The 19711-nt window shown below is 42.2% G+C and carries 13 protein-coding genes; 5 read left to right on the forward strand and 8 right to left on the reverse strand.

The window, feature by feature from the left end; all coding sequences use genetic code 11:
* Positions 1-11: 11 nt before the first annotated feature.
* From ACLFKQ_RS13345 to ACLFKQ_RS13355, 3 genes are all read right to left on the reverse strand, one after another.
* Positions 12-2492, reverse strand: a complete 2481-nt coding sequence (locus ACLFKQ_RS13345; protein WP_449000268.1) for a methyl-accepting chemotaxis protein — start codon at positions 2490-2492, stop codon at positions 12-14.
* Between the two features lie 139 nt (positions 2493-2631).
* Positions 2632-3153 carry a chemotaxis protein CheW gene (locus ACLFKQ_RS13350; protein ID WP_449000269.1) on the reverse strand — a complete coding sequence of 174 codons (522 nt, stop codon included), beginning with the start codon at positions 3151-3153 and terminating at the stop codon, positions 2632-2634.
* 106 nt (positions 3154-3259) lie between these two features.
* The gene (locus ACLFKQ_RS13355) at positions 3260-3625 is read right to left on the reverse strand and encodes a response regulator transcription factor (protein WP_449000270.1); all 366 of its coding nucleotides are present in this window, start codon (positions 3623-3625) and stop codon (positions 3260-3262) included.
* Between the two features lie 1684 nt (positions 3626-5309).
* Here ACLFKQ_RS13355 and hmpF point away from each other — a divergent pair.
* Positions 5310-7028 carry a pilus motility taxis protein HmpF gene (hmpF, locus tag ACLFKQ_RS13360; RefSeq protein WP_449000271.1) on the forward strand — a complete coding sequence of 573 codons (1719 nt, stop codon included), beginning with the start codon at positions 5310-5312 and terminating at the stop codon, positions 7026-7028.
* Positions 7029-7091: 63 nt separating this feature from the next.
* On the opposite strand, the gene ACLFKQ_RS13365 is transcribed toward hmpF, so the two are convergent.
* The 3 genes from ACLFKQ_RS13365 to pip all read right to left on the reverse strand — a co-directional run bounded on the left by ACLFKQ_RS13365 (position 7092) and on the right by pip (position 9409).
* Positions 7092-8072 (reverse strand): SDR family oxidoreductase, encoded by a 981-nt coding sequence (locus tag ACLFKQ_RS13365; RefSeq protein ID WP_449000272.1) that lies wholly within the window; start codon positions 8070-8072, stop codon positions 7092-7094.
* Between the two features lie 145 nt (positions 8073-8217).
* Complete coding sequence (locus tag ACLFKQ_RS13370; RefSeq protein WP_449000273.1) at positions 8218-8367, reverse strand: hypothetical protein; 150 nt, start codon at positions 8365-8367, stop codon at positions 8218-8220.
* Positions 8368-8461: 94 nt separating this feature from the next.
* Positions 8462-9409 (reverse strand): prolyl aminopeptidase, encoded by a 948-nt coding sequence (gene pip / locus ACLFKQ_RS13375; RefSeq protein WP_449000274.1) that lies wholly within the window; start codon positions 9407-9409, stop codon positions 8462-8464.
* A 216-nt stretch (positions 9410-9625) separates the two neighbouring features.
* On the opposite strand from pip, the gene ACLFKQ_RS13380 reads away from it, so the two are divergent.
* Positions 9626-9910 carry a DUF6679 family protein gene (locus ACLFKQ_RS13380; RefSeq protein ID WP_449000275.1) on the forward strand — a complete coding sequence of 95 codons (285 nt, stop codon included), beginning with the start codon at positions 9626-9628 and terminating at the stop codon, positions 9908-9910.
* A gap of 46 nt (positions 9911-9956) precedes the next feature.
* Here the strand turns inward: ACLFKQ_RS13380 and ACLFKQ_RS13385 are convergent, their stop codons facing one another.
* A complete protein-coding gene (locus ACLFKQ_RS13385; protein ID WP_449000276.1) occupies positions 9957-11729 on the reverse strand; it encodes an Rqc2 family fibronectin-binding protein in 1773 nt (590 codons plus the stop codon).
* A 258-nt stretch (positions 11730-11987) separates the two neighbouring features.
* Here ACLFKQ_RS13385 and remA point away from each other — a divergent pair, with 258 nt between their 5' ends.
* The 3 genes from remA to clpP all read left to right on the forward strand — a co-directional run bounded on the left by remA (position 11988) and on the right by clpP (position 13508).
* Positions 11988-12254 carry an extracellular matrix/biofilm regulator RemA gene (gene remA / locus ACLFKQ_RS13390; protein WP_449000277.1) on the forward strand — a complete coding sequence of 89 codons (267 nt, stop codon included), beginning with the start codon at positions 11988-11990 and terminating at the stop codon, positions 12252-12254.
* 11 nt (positions 12255-12265) lie between these two features.
* Positions 12266-12820: a guanylate kinase gene (gmk, locus tag ACLFKQ_RS13395; RefSeq protein ID WP_449000278.1), complete on the forward strand. Its 555-nt coding sequence runs from the start codon at positions 12266-12268 to the stop codon at positions 12818-12820.
* Between the two features lie 76 nt (positions 12821-12896).
* Entirely contained in the window at positions 12897-13508 is a 612-nt protein-coding gene (clpP, locus tag ACLFKQ_RS13400) for an ATP-dependent Clp endopeptidase proteolytic subunit ClpP (RefSeq protein WP_449000279.1), read from the forward strand.
* Positions 13509-13572: 64 nt separating this feature from the next.
* On the opposite strand, the gene ACLFKQ_RS13405 is transcribed toward clpP, so the two are convergent.
* A complete protein-coding gene (locus ACLFKQ_RS13405) occupies positions 13573-19395 on the reverse strand; it encodes a translocation/assembly module TamB domain-containing protein (RefSeq protein ID WP_449000280.1) in 5823 nt (1940 codons plus the stop codon).
* Between the last annotated feature and the right edge of the window lie 316 nt (positions 19396-19711).

Raw genomic sequence — 19711 nt, forward strand, 5'->3', positions numbered from 1 at the left:
TTTGAGCTGGATTATTCCTCTTTATCAATACGGAAACGCTCTACAGAAGACAGTAAGCTGCGTGCGATCGCCACTAAGCTTTGGAGCGCGCCAGCAACTCGCTGTGATTCTTGTGAAGTGGCCTGAGCCGTCAATTCTACTGACTGCATTACTTGTGCCACAGCGCGAGAATTTTCCCGTTGTTCGACGGTGTCGGCGGTAATCGAACGCACTAGGGTATCGATACGGTTAGACACCTGAATGATATCTTCCAGAGCGGTTTTAGCTTGATCTGCTCTGTTGGTAACGTCGATTACTTCTTGAATTCCTTCTTCCATCGCTGTCATTACCGAACCCGTTTCACTTTGAATTTGCAGTACGATCTGTTCGATTTCTTTAAGAGATTTACCCGAGCGATCCGCTAATTGTCTTACCTCGTCAGCAACTACCGCAAAACCACGACCAGCTTCACCAGCTTTGGCTGCCTGAATTGAGGCATTAAGAGCTAATTGATTGGTTCTTTCGGCAATTTGCGAAATCAACAAGACAATTTTCGAAATTTCCTGGGATGCTTCGGCTAATCTTTTTACTTTACGAGCGGTTTCCGATACGGTTTCCCTAATTTGAAAAATTCCCGATACTGTACTTTCTACTGCTTTACCCCCTTTTAATGCCGTTACCGAAGAAGAACGAGCGACTTCTTCAGCTTCCCGAGCATTGTCGGCTACCCGCTCGAAAGATTCGGTCATCATCTGGACTGAGTTGAGAGTTACGGCTAACTCTTCTGCCATTCGTAAAGCTTCGCTAGACTGATTGCGAGCAAACAATTCGCTATCGGTAGAACCCTGGTTTACCTGTTCTGCTGCCTCTTTTACCTGACGAACAATCTCTCTCAAACTTTGAATCGTCAAGTTAAAGGCATCGGCAACTGCACCCAATACATCGGCAGTTACTGTTGCCTGTACGGTTAAATCTCCCCTCGCCGCTCCTTCTACGTCATCTAGTAAGCGAATTACTTGACGCTGCAAATCCTCTTTTGCTTGTTCGGTCTCCTCGGCTCTTTTTTGAGCTTCTTGCGTAGTAGTTGAGATTACGCGTGTCATGCGATTAAAGCCATCAGCCAACCGACCCAACTCATCTTGTGAATATACAGTTGCTTTAGCATTAAGATTGCCCCGATAAACATCATCAAATTGAGATTGTAAATCTTGACTGGCTCTTTGTACTTGTTTGGCGGTAACGCTACCAATAGCCGCTGCCGTTCCAAAGCTGGCAACTCCACCCACCAAAGACATCACAAAGCTATTTCTAGCTCTCAAAGCAAAATTATTTTCGTCTGCCTCATCAGGTACTCTAGTTGCGATCGCACCAATTCCCAAGACTGCTAGTGTCGTTACTACTCCGGTAACTCCAGCTATGATTAACTGTTTTTTTTGTATTGGAGCGTTCAAGAAACCGGCTAAAGCTCCCTGTTTGATGTCTACCTGGGGTTTGAGTTGCGAATTTGGCGATGTATTAAGGCTACTATTACTACTATCTTCACTTGTCTTAATCGAGCTGACAGAATTTATTTCAGACGATGTTACTACACTAGAAGTTACCAGATCTGTATTTGCAGATTCGTCAGTAACATTAAACAGTCCCGTGTCTGGTAGTCCTTGTTCTAATTCTTCTAAATCGAAGAAACTACTGTCAATTTCATCAAATTCTAATTCACCTTGAGCATCTAGTTCGTCCCTTGCCTCTAGTCCTCCCGGAGCGGATTCATCGTCATCTTCGATATAAGGTTCGGACAAAGCTGTTTCCATTTCCGGTTCATCGCTGTGGCGATCGCGATAATTTTCCTCATCGTCACTAAAAGCGAATCTATCTTCTGAATCTCCCTCAAGCAGATCTATTTCAGAGAGCGACCCATTGTGATTTTCTTCTAAATAGTCAGAAGAAAAATTTTCACTTTCAGCGAAATTTTCTGTCATCGCATCAAATTCAGCGAAAGCATCCGACCCTGTATCGGATAACTCTGAAATGTCTGGGTTTTCTGCTGCGAAGGGATTTTCCATTGAATTTGAATCCTCTATCCCGTCATCACTCACCTCTGAAACGAAATTGTTGACTTCGAAATCGAAGTTTTCATCAAACTCTGGCTCTACTTCGGCGAAATCACTTCCCATCGAGCTATTGGCTTCTAAATCGAAATCATCTTCATCAAAAGCTACTTCCGATTCAGCCGATTGTTGCTGAAGCTGCTGGGCTGCTTCTATACCGTCGTAGGCAAAATTTAATAAATCTCGTTCCTCACTGAGTTTTAAAACTTCTTCATACAGTTGTCGTGCCGTATCGTAGTCTTGAAAGCCATAGCAGTAAATATGACCTCTTAGCAATAAGACATTAGGATCTTCGGGAAATTCATCAGCCAAACGATCGATTATTTCTGCTGCTAGGGTAAAATTTCCCTGTGAATATGCTTGTTCTGCTTGTTCGTATACTTGTGAATAATTAGTTCCTGATGCCATATGCTTCTTACCGAGTTAATTTAGATTTTTCGTTCGTGCAAAGTTTCTACGGTGAGCTTCTAAGTTTTAATGGCTAATAATTTATTAAACAGAGCTTTGATAATTAGATTGATTTAGATATTAAATATAAATAGAAAGGTTATTTGGCATTTTCCCAAGTTGCCCACCTTGAAGCTTGAAATATTGCCGATGTTTCTAATAAATTTAAGAGTTTGCCGCTCCCTCGATCGCTCTGCCATTGACCCGAGATAAAAGGAGCCATATTTTCCGAGGGAGGACAATGCATTTTTAATTCATCTGCATCCAACCACTCCACATCGCTAATTTTTTCGATTGCCAAGCCCAATACTCTATCTCGATCTTCGATCGCAATTACGGGAATCATCGGTCTGTCAGTATTAAGTTCGCCGCTGTCTCCGAAAAATTGCCCTAAATCTACTACCCAGATAACTTTTCCTCTTAGATTAATCGCCCCTAAAAATAATGGAGAAGCATTGGGGATAGGAGCAATTGAGTCGGGAGTTTGCTGCATCACTTCGACAATACTAGTTGCTGGTAAGGCAAATTCCGTTCCAGATGCTAAAAAGAATCTCAGATGAAGTTCGCCTTGTGGATTTTCTAATGGTTTTAGCTCCAAAGAAAGATCTAAAGTGTCTTCCATAGATGACTCCGAAATACTATTGGTCAATTTTTTCTAGGTTCCCTGTCCAAACTGCTTTGTCTAGCGAGTAAAATTCTGACTTCAAATTAGAGAAACGATTGATTTTTTATGCCCTCAAAAGTTGTTTGACAGTACCAATCAACTCTACTGGTTGAAAGGGCTTGGCGATGTAGGCATCTGCTCCCTGTTTCATCCCCCAGTAGCGATCGAATTCTTCGCCTTTAGAAGAACACATAACTATAGGAACTTTTTGAGTTTTAGGATCCGATTTGAGACGGCGACAAAGTTCATAACCGTTCATCCTAGGCATAACAATATCCATTACTACGATGTCAGGATTGAATTTCTCTAGATATTCCAATGCCTCTACTCCATCACAGGCAACGGTAACATTAAGACCGCTACCTTTGAGTAGGTCTGAAATCATCTGTCTTTGTGCCAAACTATCTTCCACGACTAGAACTTTGCTCATAACACGCTAATTGCCAGAAATCATACTTGATTTTAAAGTTTACTTTGCAGTCTACTAACTGTGCTTCGATGGGAGGTCATCTCGCAATGCCGAGTGCTAGAACCTCATTGCTCAACAACCAACGGACTTATGAACGCCTCACTTTTTAAAACAATACGAAGCCTGGTGGTAAGACGGGGTGTATGAACTCTTGCGGTTTCCCGAAGAGATAGCTCCTTCTCAACTAAACAGGCGACACAAACTGTGGAGGCTTCCTCAGCGGAGGCGATGAACGGCTAGAAGGTGGGAGCTTGCCTCCCACATGCCATCTTCTTACGAAGACGCTTTGCCAATCGCCTTCTTTTCTCACCGTGGGTCAACTATTATTGTTATTTCTTACTTATTTATTTATAGTCACTTATTTCCTATTAGTCTAATTTTTGACAGCCAAGGCTGCATTTCGTCTGTTATTTAGATCGACCATTGTTTATTTACCTGACTTCTATTACACTTACAAATTTAAATAATGTACGTTTTTTTACTTGTTGAGCTCTTGTCTGGCAAAATAGCTTTACTAATTTAGTTGCTTTGTCATTCTTTACTCCTGTTAATTTGGTCACTCGTCGCTATAGCTAATCTCAAACTCGGTTGAGACTTAAATAGTTTTCTACTAAAACCAAGTTCACGCTGTAAATAAATGATATAGCAAGATTTTAGCAAGATACTACAATAATAGTTTATTATTGTTTAATTAGGCGTTCCTCATCTGGCCGATATCTCAACAGAGTTGTAAGTTTAAATCTTTCAGGCTACCCGAAAAATCGGTAAATTTAGAAATTAGTTTAAACTCTTCGCTTCAGAATATACTCTACTTTCTTGCCAATCGCCACTAGGTCGTTCTCTTTAGTAAGAGAGAACTGTAAGAGCTAAAATTCTAACTGCCCATTAATTTTCCACAATGATATTGCTTAATTCTCGAGTAAACGTTTTTTGGCGGACTTCAACCTTCAACCCATAGACGATGTTTATCAGATCGCTAAATTTAGAGTAATAAGCTACATTTGTTTAAATAATTGTAAAGAGAAATTATAAAACTATCTAACTAGCTAAAAGCGAGCGAATTTGCCTACTACATAGTTCGAATCGAGCTAAATGAGACTTGGCATTTATTCGTGATTGCTTGGCTCATTTGAGTCTTTCAATCGAGCATTAATTTTAAAAAAATTTTAAAAAACGTACCCTACGGTTTTTACCCATACCAAATAAGTTTGTTAGTTTGAGTTGCGTAATTTTAACTAGTTAGAAATATTTATTTTTAATTTTACCTGTAATGTATTTCATTTATTGTCCAATCGGTTCGCTGAATATCTCGTGGTTTTTGTTGAATTTGGCTGCTAAAAACCTCGAACAGACGACATTATTAAAAACCCTTGGCAACCAATTCTGATGATGGTTATGCTAGACGTATAAAAACCGAGTCGCTCTCGAGCGATCGCTCGAGAGGAAAAATAGTAGTTATACTACTAACTATTAACTATAGGATAAATTTTGTTATTAAAAATTCAATGTTTCATTATTAATTTTGTCGACCAAATCTTTTGGATATTTGCTCAGAGCTTAACTACCGAAAAGCAGAATCGATCGCAAACTAGAAAATCTAATTTTTTTAAGTTTCAACGCCAGAAAATTCAAGAGGAAGACAAGCGTGCTATATTTGGCAGAAATACAAAAGCAAAGCAAAGGCTTTATAGGTGGAGTAGCGACAAAGCTCAAACTTTTAGCTTGTCAACGCAACGACCAGACTTGGAGTGTTGTCACCGCCAACGAGTCAGTCGCTCTTGAAGAAGCTAATGATTTTGGTGATGGAGCTTTAGTAATCGTCAATCTAGGAGTAAATCGTCAAGTTTTGAGTAAGCCAGAATCTGCTTCTCAAAGAATTGTGGGCATTTTATTGGGATTTACTCGGCTTTTAGAAAAAACTAAAAATCAAGAACAAGAAATCGAACAATGGAAAGAATCACTTACGATTCAAAGTGAAGAACTTAGTAGGCGAGAGCTTGAAATGGAAACTCGCCTCGAACACCTAGAACAAATGGAAGAAGAGTTCGAGCGTTTAGAGCAACAGCGTCTCGAGATTTCTCAGGCTCAAGCAGAAATTGAACAAGTTAAAGCTGAGATTGAGGCTAAAAGAAAAGAGTTATCAGGAGCGTGGGTGCAACTCCAAGGAAAACAAGAGCAATTGCAGCAGTTTCAAGAGTCTAAAATTTTAGATGAAGCCCAAACCACTCAAATTCGAGGACAACTACAAGCTCTATCTTCTGCCTTAGATTTTAGTAATGCTATTAAAGAGCAACTTAATTTAGCTTTTAAAACAGCTAACGTTCAGCAAGGAAACTTCTTCCCTAGTTGGCAAAAATTAGAACAGTATCTTCAAGATATCCAAGAAATCGAAAAGAAACTCACAGAAGGCAAATCTAGACTAGAAAGCAGTCAACAAGAATTAGAATCGTTAACCGTCTCGATCGCCGAAACCGAAAGGCAACTCCAAAAGGAACGCCAATCTCTGGCAGTAAAACGAGAATTAACTAAATTTTTGAATTCTCAGACACAATCTCACACTACGATGCTACAAACTCTTGGAGAGCCCGACTTAGAAACATTAGAGCGAGAGCGACAAAAACTGGATATAGAAGCGTTAGAAAATATTCCCTTACCCGACCTCGTGAAAATTGTCGAGAATCTTGAAAAAGATTTGGAAAAAGTCGCTCGATTTGTTAGCGATCAAGAAGAGGAACTAAGTTGGCAGTGTAAAGCCGTTGAAGATCTAGAGGCGAAAGTAGCAGTTGCCCAAGAATTCGAGCGTTTGACCTTGGAGCAAGAGTTAGCTGATGAAAAAGAAGCCAAAAAAATGTTAGACCAAACTTTAATCGGTCAGCGTCGCTCTTTAAAAGAAAGATATGAAATCTTGCTGCGGCATACGCGAATTCTCAAACGTCGTCAGGGAATCATCGATTCGGAGGTCGAATCAACGGCAATCGACTTAGAACCAATCAAACAGAGTCTACAGCAGCAACAGCAAAAATTACTAGAGCAACAACAACACTTAGAGCGAGAGATTACTCAAATCGAGACGAATATTAGGCAACTCGAGACAGCAATAACCGATCGTGAAGAACGCCAAGCCAAGCTTACGGTTGAAATCCAGCAGCAAGAAGCTAATTGCCAACAGCTAAACTTAGAGCTTGCCGCACTCAAATCTAAAAGTGAATTTTGCCAAGAAAACTTGCAACCCCTACAAGATAGTTTAAATAGTCTTCGTGAAGAACTCAAAGTAATCGAACGGACAATTGCCGAATACAGCCAAACCAGTCCTGACTCAGCACTTAGTGCACTCGATCGCATCCTGCAAGAATTGACGGTCTAAACCGCGGACGATTAGTTCGGAGTTCGGAAATGTTTTTGTAGTTTCTATTTCTGCCTCAGACTTTCAAAATTGATTGCGATAGGGTTTCGTCGCTTTTTTCTTTTTGCCTTTATTTTTTTCGTAGTCGATTTCTTTAAGTTTTTTCATGATGCGACTGAAGTATTCTTGCAGATATTGTTCGAGAGTAGTCATTTCTTGGGGATCGATGTTGAAAGCTTGATAGGTTTCTGCCATCGATGCATCTAGCGGTTGACCACTAGCTAATACTTCGGCAAAAGCAAGGCGATCGGCCGTGTTTTGTCCCCACTGAAAAAAACGACTGATGCGACGCATCAAACCCAATACATTAAGCGATACGCGAGAAATTTTGGCATTTTCTCCCGATAGTCTTTCGCAAAGATCGATTATTTCATAGGCTCCCCAAGCTTTGGAGCCGACTACAGGAAATGTTTGCTTTTCTGTGGCGGGTACTTCTAAAGCACGAACGGCGAACTTGGCAACATCCTGGGTATTCATGTAGGCGATCGGAGTACTTTCTCCCGTTACCCAAACAACCTGATTTTCCAGAATGGGAATCGCATATTGAGCAATTAAACCCTGCATAAAACCGCAAGGTCTTAAAATTGTATAATTTAAACCGGATTCTGCTAAAAATAACTCGGTACAGCGTTTGATATCCATAAGTGGGACATCGCGATATCGTTCGCAGTTAAGAATTGAAAAAAATATATATCGCTCGATTCCCGCAGCCTGGACAGCTTGAATCAAATTAATTTTTCCTTGCCAATCTACTTCCTTGATACTAAGACTGTCGGTAATTCTAGCGGTAGCCGCATCAATCACGGCATCTACTCCTTCTAAGGCAGGAATTAAAGTTTCTGGAGCGCACAAATCCCCCTTAATCAATTCTGCACCCCATTCTTTTAAAAATGTTCCTTTATTAAGATTGCGCACCAAACAACGCACCTCATAGTCGTTATCTAAAGCCTCTCGTGCTACTTGTCTGCCTAAGGTACCAGTCGCACCTACTACTAATAACTTCATTTAAAGTTTTGTTAATATTTTTTAATGTTTCTCTAAGATTTTATCAAAAACCGATCTTTATGCAGAATACTGTCTGTTGAGGCTAAATTTATTTAACTTGAGATTAGGCAAAAGAATGGGTCGAAACTTAGATAGAGTCGTTTGCTTAAACTGAGGCTTCTAGTACCACACCGACGACACTATAGTCTCGGACTTCTCTAAGCTTATTGATTGCGGCGACCGCCTGAGAGTTGTTAAATTTACCCAAGGCTCTTGCTGCCTGCATTCGGATTCGCCACAATTCGGCTTCGGACAAAGGTAAAAGCTGCTGTATCTATCTAAGTTCATTATGATTAATCGATCTGTTATTTAAAGTCTACAACTCCGAATGTTGTCTGGCAATTTCCAGATTAGAGTTGAGCGTAGCGATCGCTAGCTTCTATAAGAGCGTGTTGGATACCTGGTTCGGAGATGGAATGTCCGGCATCGGGAACGACGATAAATTCAGCCTCTTGCCATAGTTGATGTAGTTCCCAAGCGGTAATCATCGGACAAACTACGTCATATCTTCCCTGAACGATTACTCCAGGTAGGTGACGAATGCGATCGACATTTTCTAAGAGCTGATTTTCCCGTGCTAAAAAGCCCTTATTAACAAAATAATGACACTCGATGCGAGCAAAAGCTTCAGCAAATTCTGCCATACCAAACCGTTCGATAGTTGTAGGAGAAGGCAATAACTTACTAGTACTGGCTTCCCAAACTGCCCATGCTCGTGCTGCTTGTAAACGAGTAGTTCGCTCTTCGCTGGTTAGTCTTTTATAGAAAGCCGATAATAAATCGTGACGTTCTTCTAGAGGAATTGGCTTGAGATATTCTTGCCAAGCATCGGGGTAAATATTACTCGCCCCTTCCTGATAGAACCAGCGTATTTCCGAGCGCCGTAACATAAAAATGCCGCGCAAAATTAAACCTTTGCAACTATCGGGGTGGGTTTGACTGTATGCCAAAGCTAGGGTACTGCCCCAACTGCCACCAAACACTACCCACTTGTCAATATTTAAATGTTGTCTTAGTTTTTCTATATTCCCGACTAAATCCCAGGTCGTATTTTCTCTTAATTCAGCATAAGGCGTGCTCTCTCCACAACCTCTTTGATCGAAGATAACGATGCGCCACTGTTGCGGAGCGAAATATTGACGATACATCGGAGTAATTCCGCCTCCAGGACCTCCATGCAAAAAGATGACTGGTTTACCGTCACGATTGCCCGATTCTTCGTAGTGGATGGTGTGTAGCTGAGAAACCTTTAATTTGCCTTGATTGTAAGGCTCGATGGGCGGATACAATTCTCTCATTTAAATTATGCCAGTGTTGAAACTCATAAAGATAATAATCGAGCTATGATGCTAATCTCGAAAATTCTCGACAATTTTTTCTGTTTTATAGCGGTTGCCGCTCGAGTTTTAGACTCAACCATGCCTTCAAGCTTATCACCAGGGTCTAGTATTTACAGAGCGTTAAAAAATAATAAATCTATCTCTGGTATGATTAATTAAAAATTATAAATTGTTATGGAAAACAAGCTCAGAGAACTCATAGGTCAGCCTAATGTTTGGCTTTACCTTCAAAGCAGCAAAGGTTGGATTAAAAATGTGGAAGTTTTGGATGTCGATCGCGGAATATTAACTTTTCGTTACGAAGAACGCTCTCATGCAGAAACCAAGGTTTGGGAGAAAACAACTAGATTAGATAACGTTTTAGAAATAGACGTTCGCCTGGTCACCATACCGAAATGCCAACAGCAAATTGAAAATATGCGTAATAAATTAACTGAAATCTGGGAACTAGAAGAGTAAAGAGCGATCGCAAGTAGCAGCTCGTGGATTTTAGCTACTCTTAAAATTAAGCCTCGACCACTACCTTTGATGACGATACCGTTTGAGGGCGACCCCAGATTACAGTTTCATGTTGGTAGATTGCCATACCAGGTTTAGCACCTTTGGGTTTATAGACATATTTGGGTTGGGTATAAACTACAGGAACTAGATCGCTTTGGCGTGCCTGACTGTAATAAGCTGTAAAATCGGCAGCAAACTGAAGATCTTTTTCATCGGGAACTGCTCCAGGTTCCAAACGTAACAAAGCGTGACTGCCAGGGCTCTCTTGAGTATGAAACCAAAGGTCGTACTCGTTGGCGGTACGGAAAGTTAACAGATCGTTTTGACGATTATTGCGACCGATCCATAGTTCAAAACCCGATGGTGTAGTGTAGCGATGGGGTTGAGATTCTTGGTTATCCTGACGATTATCTGCTTGACGTTCGGAAGCTAAATATTTTTGTTGAATTAGTTCTTGGCGAATTTCTTCCAGGGCTTGTAAATCTTCCCGGTGGCGATCGCTTGTCTCGTCCTGGGTAGAAGTCCAATCGTTTTCTAGGCGATCGAGAGCGGTTTTTACCTGTTGCAAATAGTTAATTTCGGACTCTACTTCTGCTAATAGCGGTCTGACCGCATCTTTAGCACGCTTGAGTTTTTGATGTTTTTTATAGAGAGCTTGAGCATTGGCAACGGCGTTTTGCTCGGGGTTAAGCTTAATTGTAACTGGCTCGCCCGTTTCGAAGTCAGACAAGGTAATAGAGTTCATTCCCGGTTGCCACTGGTACAAATTTGCCATCAATAGGTCGGCTTGTTGGCGTGAAATATCGGCATCTGCTGATTGTGCCAAGCGTTGACGAAAGGTATCGGCCTTGCGGGTTAATTTCTCGAGCAGACTATTGAGTTTTTGGTGTAATTGATGGTGTAGCTGTTGAAAGTGTTGGCGGTTTAGTTCGTTTTGGTAGTAATGATTGAGCAAAGTTTGAACATTTTTGGCTGCTTTGGTTTTTTGCCAACCCAGGACTGTATAGCCATTGCTCGACCAACCAGGATCGAACTTTCCTGTGGCTAGAGTTTCTAACCAGCGTTGCCAGTAGCTAAATAGCTCTTGCCAGTCTGCATCTGCTAACTGTTCTGTAAGTTGTTGTGGAGATAGCCTGGCGGCATAAATTATTTCTTCTGCTACTTTGGGACTTAAGCCGCGATAGGAGTTGACTAGTTGTCGCTTGAGCTTCCCGGGAATGAGACTGACTCTGGCTTGCCAACTTGCGAAAGATTCTTCTAGTTTGGGTGGGGTTCCCATAAGGGGAGGAGGAAGTTCGTACTCTCGTCCTGTTTGAATGGGACGAACCCTCGATTGACTCGAGCTTATTTGACGGGCAGGAGTAATAATTTGCCCCTCGGCATCAGTTAGAATTACGTTACTGTACTTGCCCATAATTTCTACGTATAAATGCCACAGAGGCTTTTCCCCAGGACGTTGAGCAAATTGTAAATCTAAAACTCTTTCCCATGGAGCAACCGCTGCTAAGTCAATTAGTGCCAGTCCGTTGAGCTGATGTCTTAATCGATCGCTAAAACTAAAAGTATCTCGCAGTCGTGGTGGTGGATCGCCGATGTTGATTCTGGCGGCTTGAGGATGCCACGAGATAGTCAACCAGAATTTGGTTTGAAGAGTACGTAGTGCCAGAGCAATGGTAAAGCGATCGCGCTGATACACTTGTTCGAGGCGAGATGGTACCCGGTTGTCAATTAACTCGGCACGGGAAGCCATCAGAGTTGTATAGTCAACAGATTGCATGAGAATTTCAAACTAGGATCGGCGCCATCGAGTCACAGTTTACTCTGTCGTTCCCAAACAGAGCTAGCTTTTGCTTAGTAAATGTTATTCTAACTACAAATTTATTTATTTTGAGCAGAAAAACCGAAAAAAAGCTAAAAAATACTTAAATAGACTCGTTATAGATCGGTTTTTGCTTGTAAATAAAGAATTTTATTTATAATATTAGAACTATATTTTCTAAATTACTAGGGCTGTAGATTGACTCAGTCAATGACCATGAATATTCAATTGATTAATATTGGTTTCGGAAATATAGTTTCGGCTAACCGCATTATAGCCATAGTCAGTCCCGAATCAGCCCCAATTAAAAGAATTATCACTGAAGCTAGAGAAAAAGGACAGTTGATTGATGCAACTTACGGTCGTCGGACTCGTGCGGTAATTATTACCGATTCCGGACACGTAGTGTTATCGGCAATTCAGCCAGAAACAGTGGCTCATCGGTTTGTTATCGACAAAGATGCTCACACCAACGTCAATTAAAATTTTCTCGAATGTCAACAGGTAAACTAATTGCCATTGTCGGACCTAGTGGAGTGGGCAAAGGGACGATCGTGCGCTCCCTTCAGCAACGCCATCCCGAAATTTATCTCTCTGTTTCTGCTACTACCAGACAACCTAGACCAGGCGAGGTCGAAGGAAAAGATTATTATTTCCTCAGTAAATCCGAGTTCGAGGAAGCGATCGCCGCAGGGGAATTTTTAGAATGGGCAAAGTATGCTGAAAACTATTACGGTACTCCGAAAACTAAAGTAGCAGAACAGATCGAACGGGGTAAATTGGTGCTATTAGAAATCGAATTAGCCGGAGCGAGGGAGATCGCTCAGAGTTTTCCTAATGCTTTAAGAATTTTTATTTTACCCCCTTCTTTAGAGGAATTAGAACGTCGAATTAGAAACCGAGGCAAAAATTCCGAAGAGTCTATTGCCAAACGTCTAACCATCGCTCGAACTGAACTCGCTGCTAAGGATGAGTTTGACGTGCAAATTGTCAATCAAGATTTAGAAACTGCGATCGCCCAAGTTGAAGCGACTATTTTCGAGCGATAGCTGAGGAGATCCGCAATTTCCAGGGTTTGCTAATTATAGTTACAATTTAGAAAAATTGTAATAGAGATAAAACTGCATGATTCCTACCGTTATCGAAACTTCGGGACGCGGCGATCGCGCCTTTGATATTTACTCTCGTCTACTAAGAGAAAGAATAGTTTTTCTCGGTCAACAGGTTACTGACGAAATTGCCAATTTAGTGGTAGCGCAACTGCTTTTTTTAGAAGCAGAAGATCCCGAAAAAGATATTTATCTTTACATCAATTCCCCTGGTGGTTCGGTATCTGCTGGAATGGGTATGTTCGATACCATCAATCAAATTCGCCCCGATGTCTGTACTATTTGTATTGGCTTGGCAGCTAGCATGGGTGCTTTTCTACTCAGTGCGGGACAAAAAGGCAAACGAATGAGCCTACCCAACTCTCGGATTATGATTCACCAACCTCTAGGCGGCGCACAAGGACAGGCAACCGATATTGAAATTCAAGCTAAAGAAATTCTCTATCTTAAAAATAAGCTCAACCAACATTTAGCCGACCATACGGGACAGCCGTTAGAAAAAATTGCCGAAGACACCGAACGGGACTTTTTCATGTCTGCTGAAGAATCTAAGGAATATGGTTTGATCGATCGCGTCATTTCTCGCCGTCCTTCAGCCACTAATCCTCCCGAACCCGTACACAGCTAATTTGTTGCTCGTTCATAGTCGATAGTTGATGGTCGATTGCCAATGGGCGATCGACCATCAAACGTTAAAATCTCAGTTGATATTCAATTCTGCCTTCGCTGCTAACTTGTTCTGTTGCGCCAGTAAATTCTAGTCCACTGAATCTATATCGAAAAATTCCTCGTAAAGAGGAATTGTCACTCAGTTCGTAGATTCCTTCTACAAAGGGAAAAACTCTGAGATAATCCAAGCCAATTTCTTGACCGATGCTGACTACTTGATTGTCAAATGAACTCATTATCCTCCTTCTGGCAGGTTCGATGACAAACAGACCGACTCCCAGATCGAATATTTCGTCTTGGCTAGCATTTTCTAGCTGTTCGGCTAGGTTTAAGAACTGTTCCCCTAGTAGATTGACAATTGATGCCTGGCGGCGAGATGGAATACTGGTCAGTTCGACGGCAGGAGAATTGACTAGTTGAAGGTCGTCTTCTTGCAAAGCAACGTTGTTAAAACAGGTTGTCAGACGCTCTAGCTCATCTTGAGTGTAATATTGGCTAGTTTCAGCTAATGGAGTGTTGTTGGGACGAATAGTACAGTAAGCATTTGCCTCTCCTAAGTCTGGTAATATTGCCTGAGTTTCTCCATCTATATTTAAAAATATCGTAATCAGATCGGTATTACCCGTTTCAGAAAGAGGATCGCTAATTTCGTTTTCTCCGGCCTCCAGCAAGCTGAAATTTCCGGGTTGTGAAATCTCAGCTTGCATCGTGATGTCCAGATAGGGATTAAATAGTCCCGCGTCAGGAGTAAAGACAATAGTATTTTTGCGGTTTTTTGCTAGGAAAAACCTACTACCTAGCAAGTCTATATTAGCTTCTGTTAGGTTTATCGTACCATCAGGAATGATGTTGCTGGGTTGGTCTACCGTTCCATCGAGGGCTAAATCTCCAGCAATTTCAAAATAATAAATGGGAGTCTGTCTGATACCGATATCATTGAGGTTGACTTGAAAATCATTTAATGCGGTGACAAAGGACGAGCCATTATTGTCGTTAGTCCCACCATTACCGTTAGTGCTTTTCGTAACATTTTCCGTGGCATCTTCACTAATGACGGGACTAGTAGCGGCAACAATACCATCGTTTTTAAGTTTGACGACCTGTTCTACCGTAGTCGTATCATTCTTGGGGATGGATACCGTACCATCTTCCAAAGTAACCTCACCACCAATTGTTGGTTCTAGTGCCGCACCCGTTACTATAACTTCTCCTGCTACTTCTCCTTCGTATAACTGTTCAATTTCAATTTCCCCTTGGGGAATATCTACAGCAAGAGGCTGTTCTAAATTATTAACTGCGGTGAGGATTGGTAACGAACCGGCGATCGCCAAATCCTTTTCGGCAAAAGTACCGTTGAGAGTTTCGACAGTGACAATTTGGTCATCGATAGTAATCTCACCGCTACCTTGAAAAGGTGCGGAGAAAAAGGGCGTTTCTAGTGCCACTTCCGCTTGGTTTAAATTAATTACGCCGTCAGCATCGAGATTGTAAAATACCGGTTCGCGGTCTAAATCCAGAAGGGCACTAGCTTCTAACCGTGCATCTCCTTTACCGCCAATCCAAGTCAAATAACCCTGGCTAAATGCACCTAAAAGTTCGAAGGCATCGGTAGTTAATTCTGCTTCGGCAGTAAGGCGATCGTTTTGTCCGGCGACGATCGGATAGGGAATGCTGGCGGCGATTTGAATTGATTCGGGTTGAGTAGTTGCAAACTCTAAACGTTCGCCTCCATAATTGAATTCCCCTACAATCGCCATCGGTAACAGACTACCATTAAAGGCAGCGTCCCGAAACGCGATCTCTCCTGCTATGTCAGGCAAAGGTAGAGTTCCCTCTATAGTACCTGTAGCATCGATTCTACCGGACACATCTACAGGTAACTCGACAAAGTTAGCAATATTATCTACCGTAAGATTTTCGACTTGGAACTCGGCATCTTGGCGTTCTGGTGATAGCTGTCCTGTTAACGAGAAGACTGCTTGTTGTATTTGGAGTCGAGCGATTTCTAAATTTACTGTCGTTCCTTCCAAATTTCCTCTAATTAGCAGTCCGGGAATGTCGAGGAACTGTCTTTCTTCTTTAACTAATCCTAAAGGTTCGACAATGCTAACAAAAGCCGGTTGGGGTTGCCACTGCCAACTACTACCCTCCACATTAAAATCTGCTTCGGGAGTTGATATGGTACCTCCTAAACTAACTTCTCCCGTATATCTGCCTCGAATGTCTAGTTGAGTCGGTACTCCTCCGGCTTCTCTGGCGGCGGCTATTTCCTGCAAGCGATTTACGGCACGGCGTAGTTTTAGTAGTTTTTCGGCGATCGCTTCATCTACAGTTTCTCTTTCTGGAGCGGGTCGAACTGCATCGACGCTTGCAAAATCGGGAGTATTAAATAAATTAGTCAGGTCTTCGATAGTGAACCAACGAAAAGTGGTCAAAATATCTTGAATATAAGCTTCGGGTATGCCTAACCTACCGTCGATCGCCCCTGTCTGTAGATTTAAAGCAGCATTCAAGTTGTAGCGGCTTTCATCGAGAACGAGGGTAGCAGAACTAATCTCGGCTAAATTTTGGGCGGGTTCGTAGGCAAAATCGGCATTAAAGCGATCGGCTTGGATATAACCCACGCCGGGACTTTCTACCGCAATTTCACCATCGGTAGCAAAATTATACAAGTTAAAGGCAACGTCTCCCGTCACTGTACCATCTAATGCACCCTCAATACCTGCGGCTTTTCCTGGGGCAAGATTTAATATGGCTAGGGGAAAATTGAGAATATTAAGGTCGAAAACGTCTCCCTGTCTGTCCCCCGTAGCAATTACTGGGGTGGCGGTTTCTTCTCCCTGACGAAATTCTAAACTAGTAGGGATGTAGGGAAGTTGACAGTCATCTCTAGTACAGGGTACTGCAGTAGCGGCAATAACGTCCTGTTGTCCCTGTAAGTTCAGAGCGATGATTTCACCCGTTCTGACGTTTACATCCCCTGTCAGCACGGGATCGAATACGACATCGTTGAAGGCTAAGTCTTCTAAGCGCAAATCGCCAGTTAAAACCACATTACCTGGTTCGGCAGGGGCAGAAATCAAGTTCTGACCTTGAAATTGCCCATCAAAAACAGCATCACCTCTGAGATTGACGCTATCGGCAATTAATTGGTTATTTTGGGTACTTTGAGCGATAATTTGGTCTATAGGTAGGCGATCGAAATCGATGTTAGCAGCGACGTCAAAGTTAGCATCGGCGATATCGAGATTGCTGGTAATTTCCGAGAGAATAAAATTACCGTTAGCACTGAGACTTTGTTCTCCTGTCGTCACTAAAGCGCGGTTGACGGCTACAGGAACGTTAATTTCGTTATTAATTAAAGGATTTATATCCCCCGATAAATCTACCTGAGCGTTAATATCGTCTATCTCTACCGAAGAGAGATTCTCAGGAGCAAACCGTTCTAATAGTAAAGCAGAACTGATATCCGTCGCCTCGATATCTGTTTGCCACTGATTGTCATTTAAATTGGCGATCGCATCAACTCTACCTTCGGCGACAGTAAGATCGGCATCGACATTGGCGGTAACGCTACTTAAGTTGGGATTTTCGGCAAAGGTCAATAACTGTTCTAACCTAGCGGCAAGATCGATATTGCTAAAGTCCAGGGTAGCGGGAACGGGTAAAGCAGGGGCAAGGCGGTTGAGATCGATACTGCTAGTTCTGACGTTAGCTAGTAAATTACCCGTCTCTATTTGACTGTCAACCAATACGGTTTCGCCATCGACCCCTAATTGCAAATCGGCATCGGCGGTAAAGCTATTGAGGTCGGGATTTTCGGCAAAAGATAGTAATTCCTCTAGTTGCCCCGACAAAGTGATATTACCCGATCGCACGATAGTTTCTACGGGAAGACTGGTTACTATATTGTCTAAAGGAATACTGTCGGTAGTCGCCGTAGCTCGAACGTTTCCCTCCTCTAACTCACTATCTACCGTTACCTCGCCCCCGTCGATAGCTAGTTGCAGTTGGGCTGTGCCCATTATTTTACTCGGATCGAGTTGGTCTAACCTGCCGCTTAGTTCGACATCGGCATTACTCAAAGCAATAGGACGATTTAAATCGAGGTTGGGGTTGGCAAATTGAGATAAATACGGAGTTAAATAGAGCTCGTCTGCAGCGATCGCTGCTTGCCATTGTTTGTTGTTGATGTTGGCTTCGGCGGCAACTTCGACTTCTCCCTCGCCGATGTTTAGGTTGGTGTCGCGCAACCATAATTTGTTATTGGCAAATAAAATTGCTCCCGATCCGTAAATAGGTTCGGCTGCAGTTTCAGTTTGGGGAATTTGCCAGTCTACTACTGCTTCTGGTTTGGCTACCGTACCTTCAACTACACCACTAGCATTGAGATTTCCTACGGTAACTTGTTGGGGAAATTGGTAATATGGTCGCGCCAGTTCTTCGGTAGGTAATTCTGCCTGAAAAGTAAAATTTACAGGCATCTGAGCCGTATCGATCTCGCGTTCTTCTTCTAAAGCCTGTTTAATTCTGGTATCGATAACACCCTGGGCAGTAACTTCTCCACCAACGACGGGAGTTATTCGAAAATTTTCTAAAACTATCTGACTGAGATCGGCACTAAAGTCGGCAGCAACGGTTTCGAATTGGGTATCGGCAACAACCAAAGTGCTGGTGTTATTAAACTTACCAGTCAACATCGGTTCTTTAATCGCTCCCTGTAGCTGTAGCTGAGCGGTAACTTCACCAACTAAATTTACCGGTACTTGGGCTGTAATTGGCTGAGGAATGCTAGCCAGATTAAAAGGCTGCACCTCTATATTAAGATCGTAACCAGTATCTAAATTGACTTCTCCTGCAACCTGGGCGACAATTTCCCCCAAACTAGCTTGAGTATTGGTAACTTGAGCCTCTCTACCAGAGAAATCTAACTGCGATCGCGCCTCAACGGGTGCGTCTAATTCTGTTACCTCTCCCGCTAAATTCTGCAAACTGACCGTGCCCTCCACATTTGCCGAAGTAATTTCTTCAAAGGAGGGAATATCGATATCTAAATCCGCATTAAAAACACCGCTATCGAGAGTGACTGGAGAATTGGGAATTAGTGTCGCCAAGTCAGCTAAAGCTAAATCTTCTACTAAAAGCTTGGTATCGCTTTTGCCAGTTTCTAAAATTGTCTCGCCTTGAATAATGGCTGTAGCTTGTTGAATAGTCGCATCCAGATCGTAGGCAATTAACTGTTCTTTTTGGTTCAAGCGTCCGCTACCATCGACTGTAATTTCAATTGGCTTTTGGTTGTAGGGAACGGCGGTAATATCTGCCTCTTCAATTTCTGCGCCGATATTGAAATCAATTGGCAGATCTCGCTGTTGACCATCGCTTTGCAAAAAGTCTAGATTTAACCATTCACCATCGGCATTTTCTTCTACATAGACCTCGGGTCGTACCAAACCAAAATCGATGGGTAGAGTGCGGCGAAAAATTACGGGGAACAAATTCCAATCAATGTCAATTTCTTCAACGCTGAGATTATCCGGATCGGTTGGGGTTGGGGGTAGAGTAGTTTCGCCAAAGGTAATGCCGCCCAAAGAAAAGCTTTTGACCTCGCCGATGTCGATGGGGCGATTGATAAAATTGCCGATCTGGGTTTCTAAAAACGGCGGCAGTTTCTTTTTGACTAAAGTTTGAATTCCCCAGTAGCCCAAAGCACACAATGCTGCGATCGCTGCTATACCAATAGTCGCTTGTTTGGGCGTGGGTTTTATCTTTCGCCACCAACGCTTGACTCGATTATCTTGATCGGGGTCGGGGTTGGGCGGTCGATTATCTTCTAGGGATTTAGTCATAATTTTAGATCCAGCAAGGCTTCTAAAATAAAAATCTATAAATAATAAATAATAATGTCGATCGACTTACTTATACTTAAATACCAAATTAAAACAAAATCTTAACATAGCGTTATGAGTACGGTTTCTTACGTGAGGCTTTCAATAAAAAACCGCCAGTAGCTTAAGACGTATTTCTTAAAAGTCACTTAGCAAATGGAGAAAAATCAATTTTGGGATATCTCAAGCTGTGACTGTCTGGTGTCTCTCGTACTAGTCCTCTCAGAGTTGGTTGCTCGACAATACAATTTTTTTTGCTGGAAAAGCAATTTAGAAA

The organism is Myxosarcina sp. GI1(2024) (assembly GCF_053543375.1).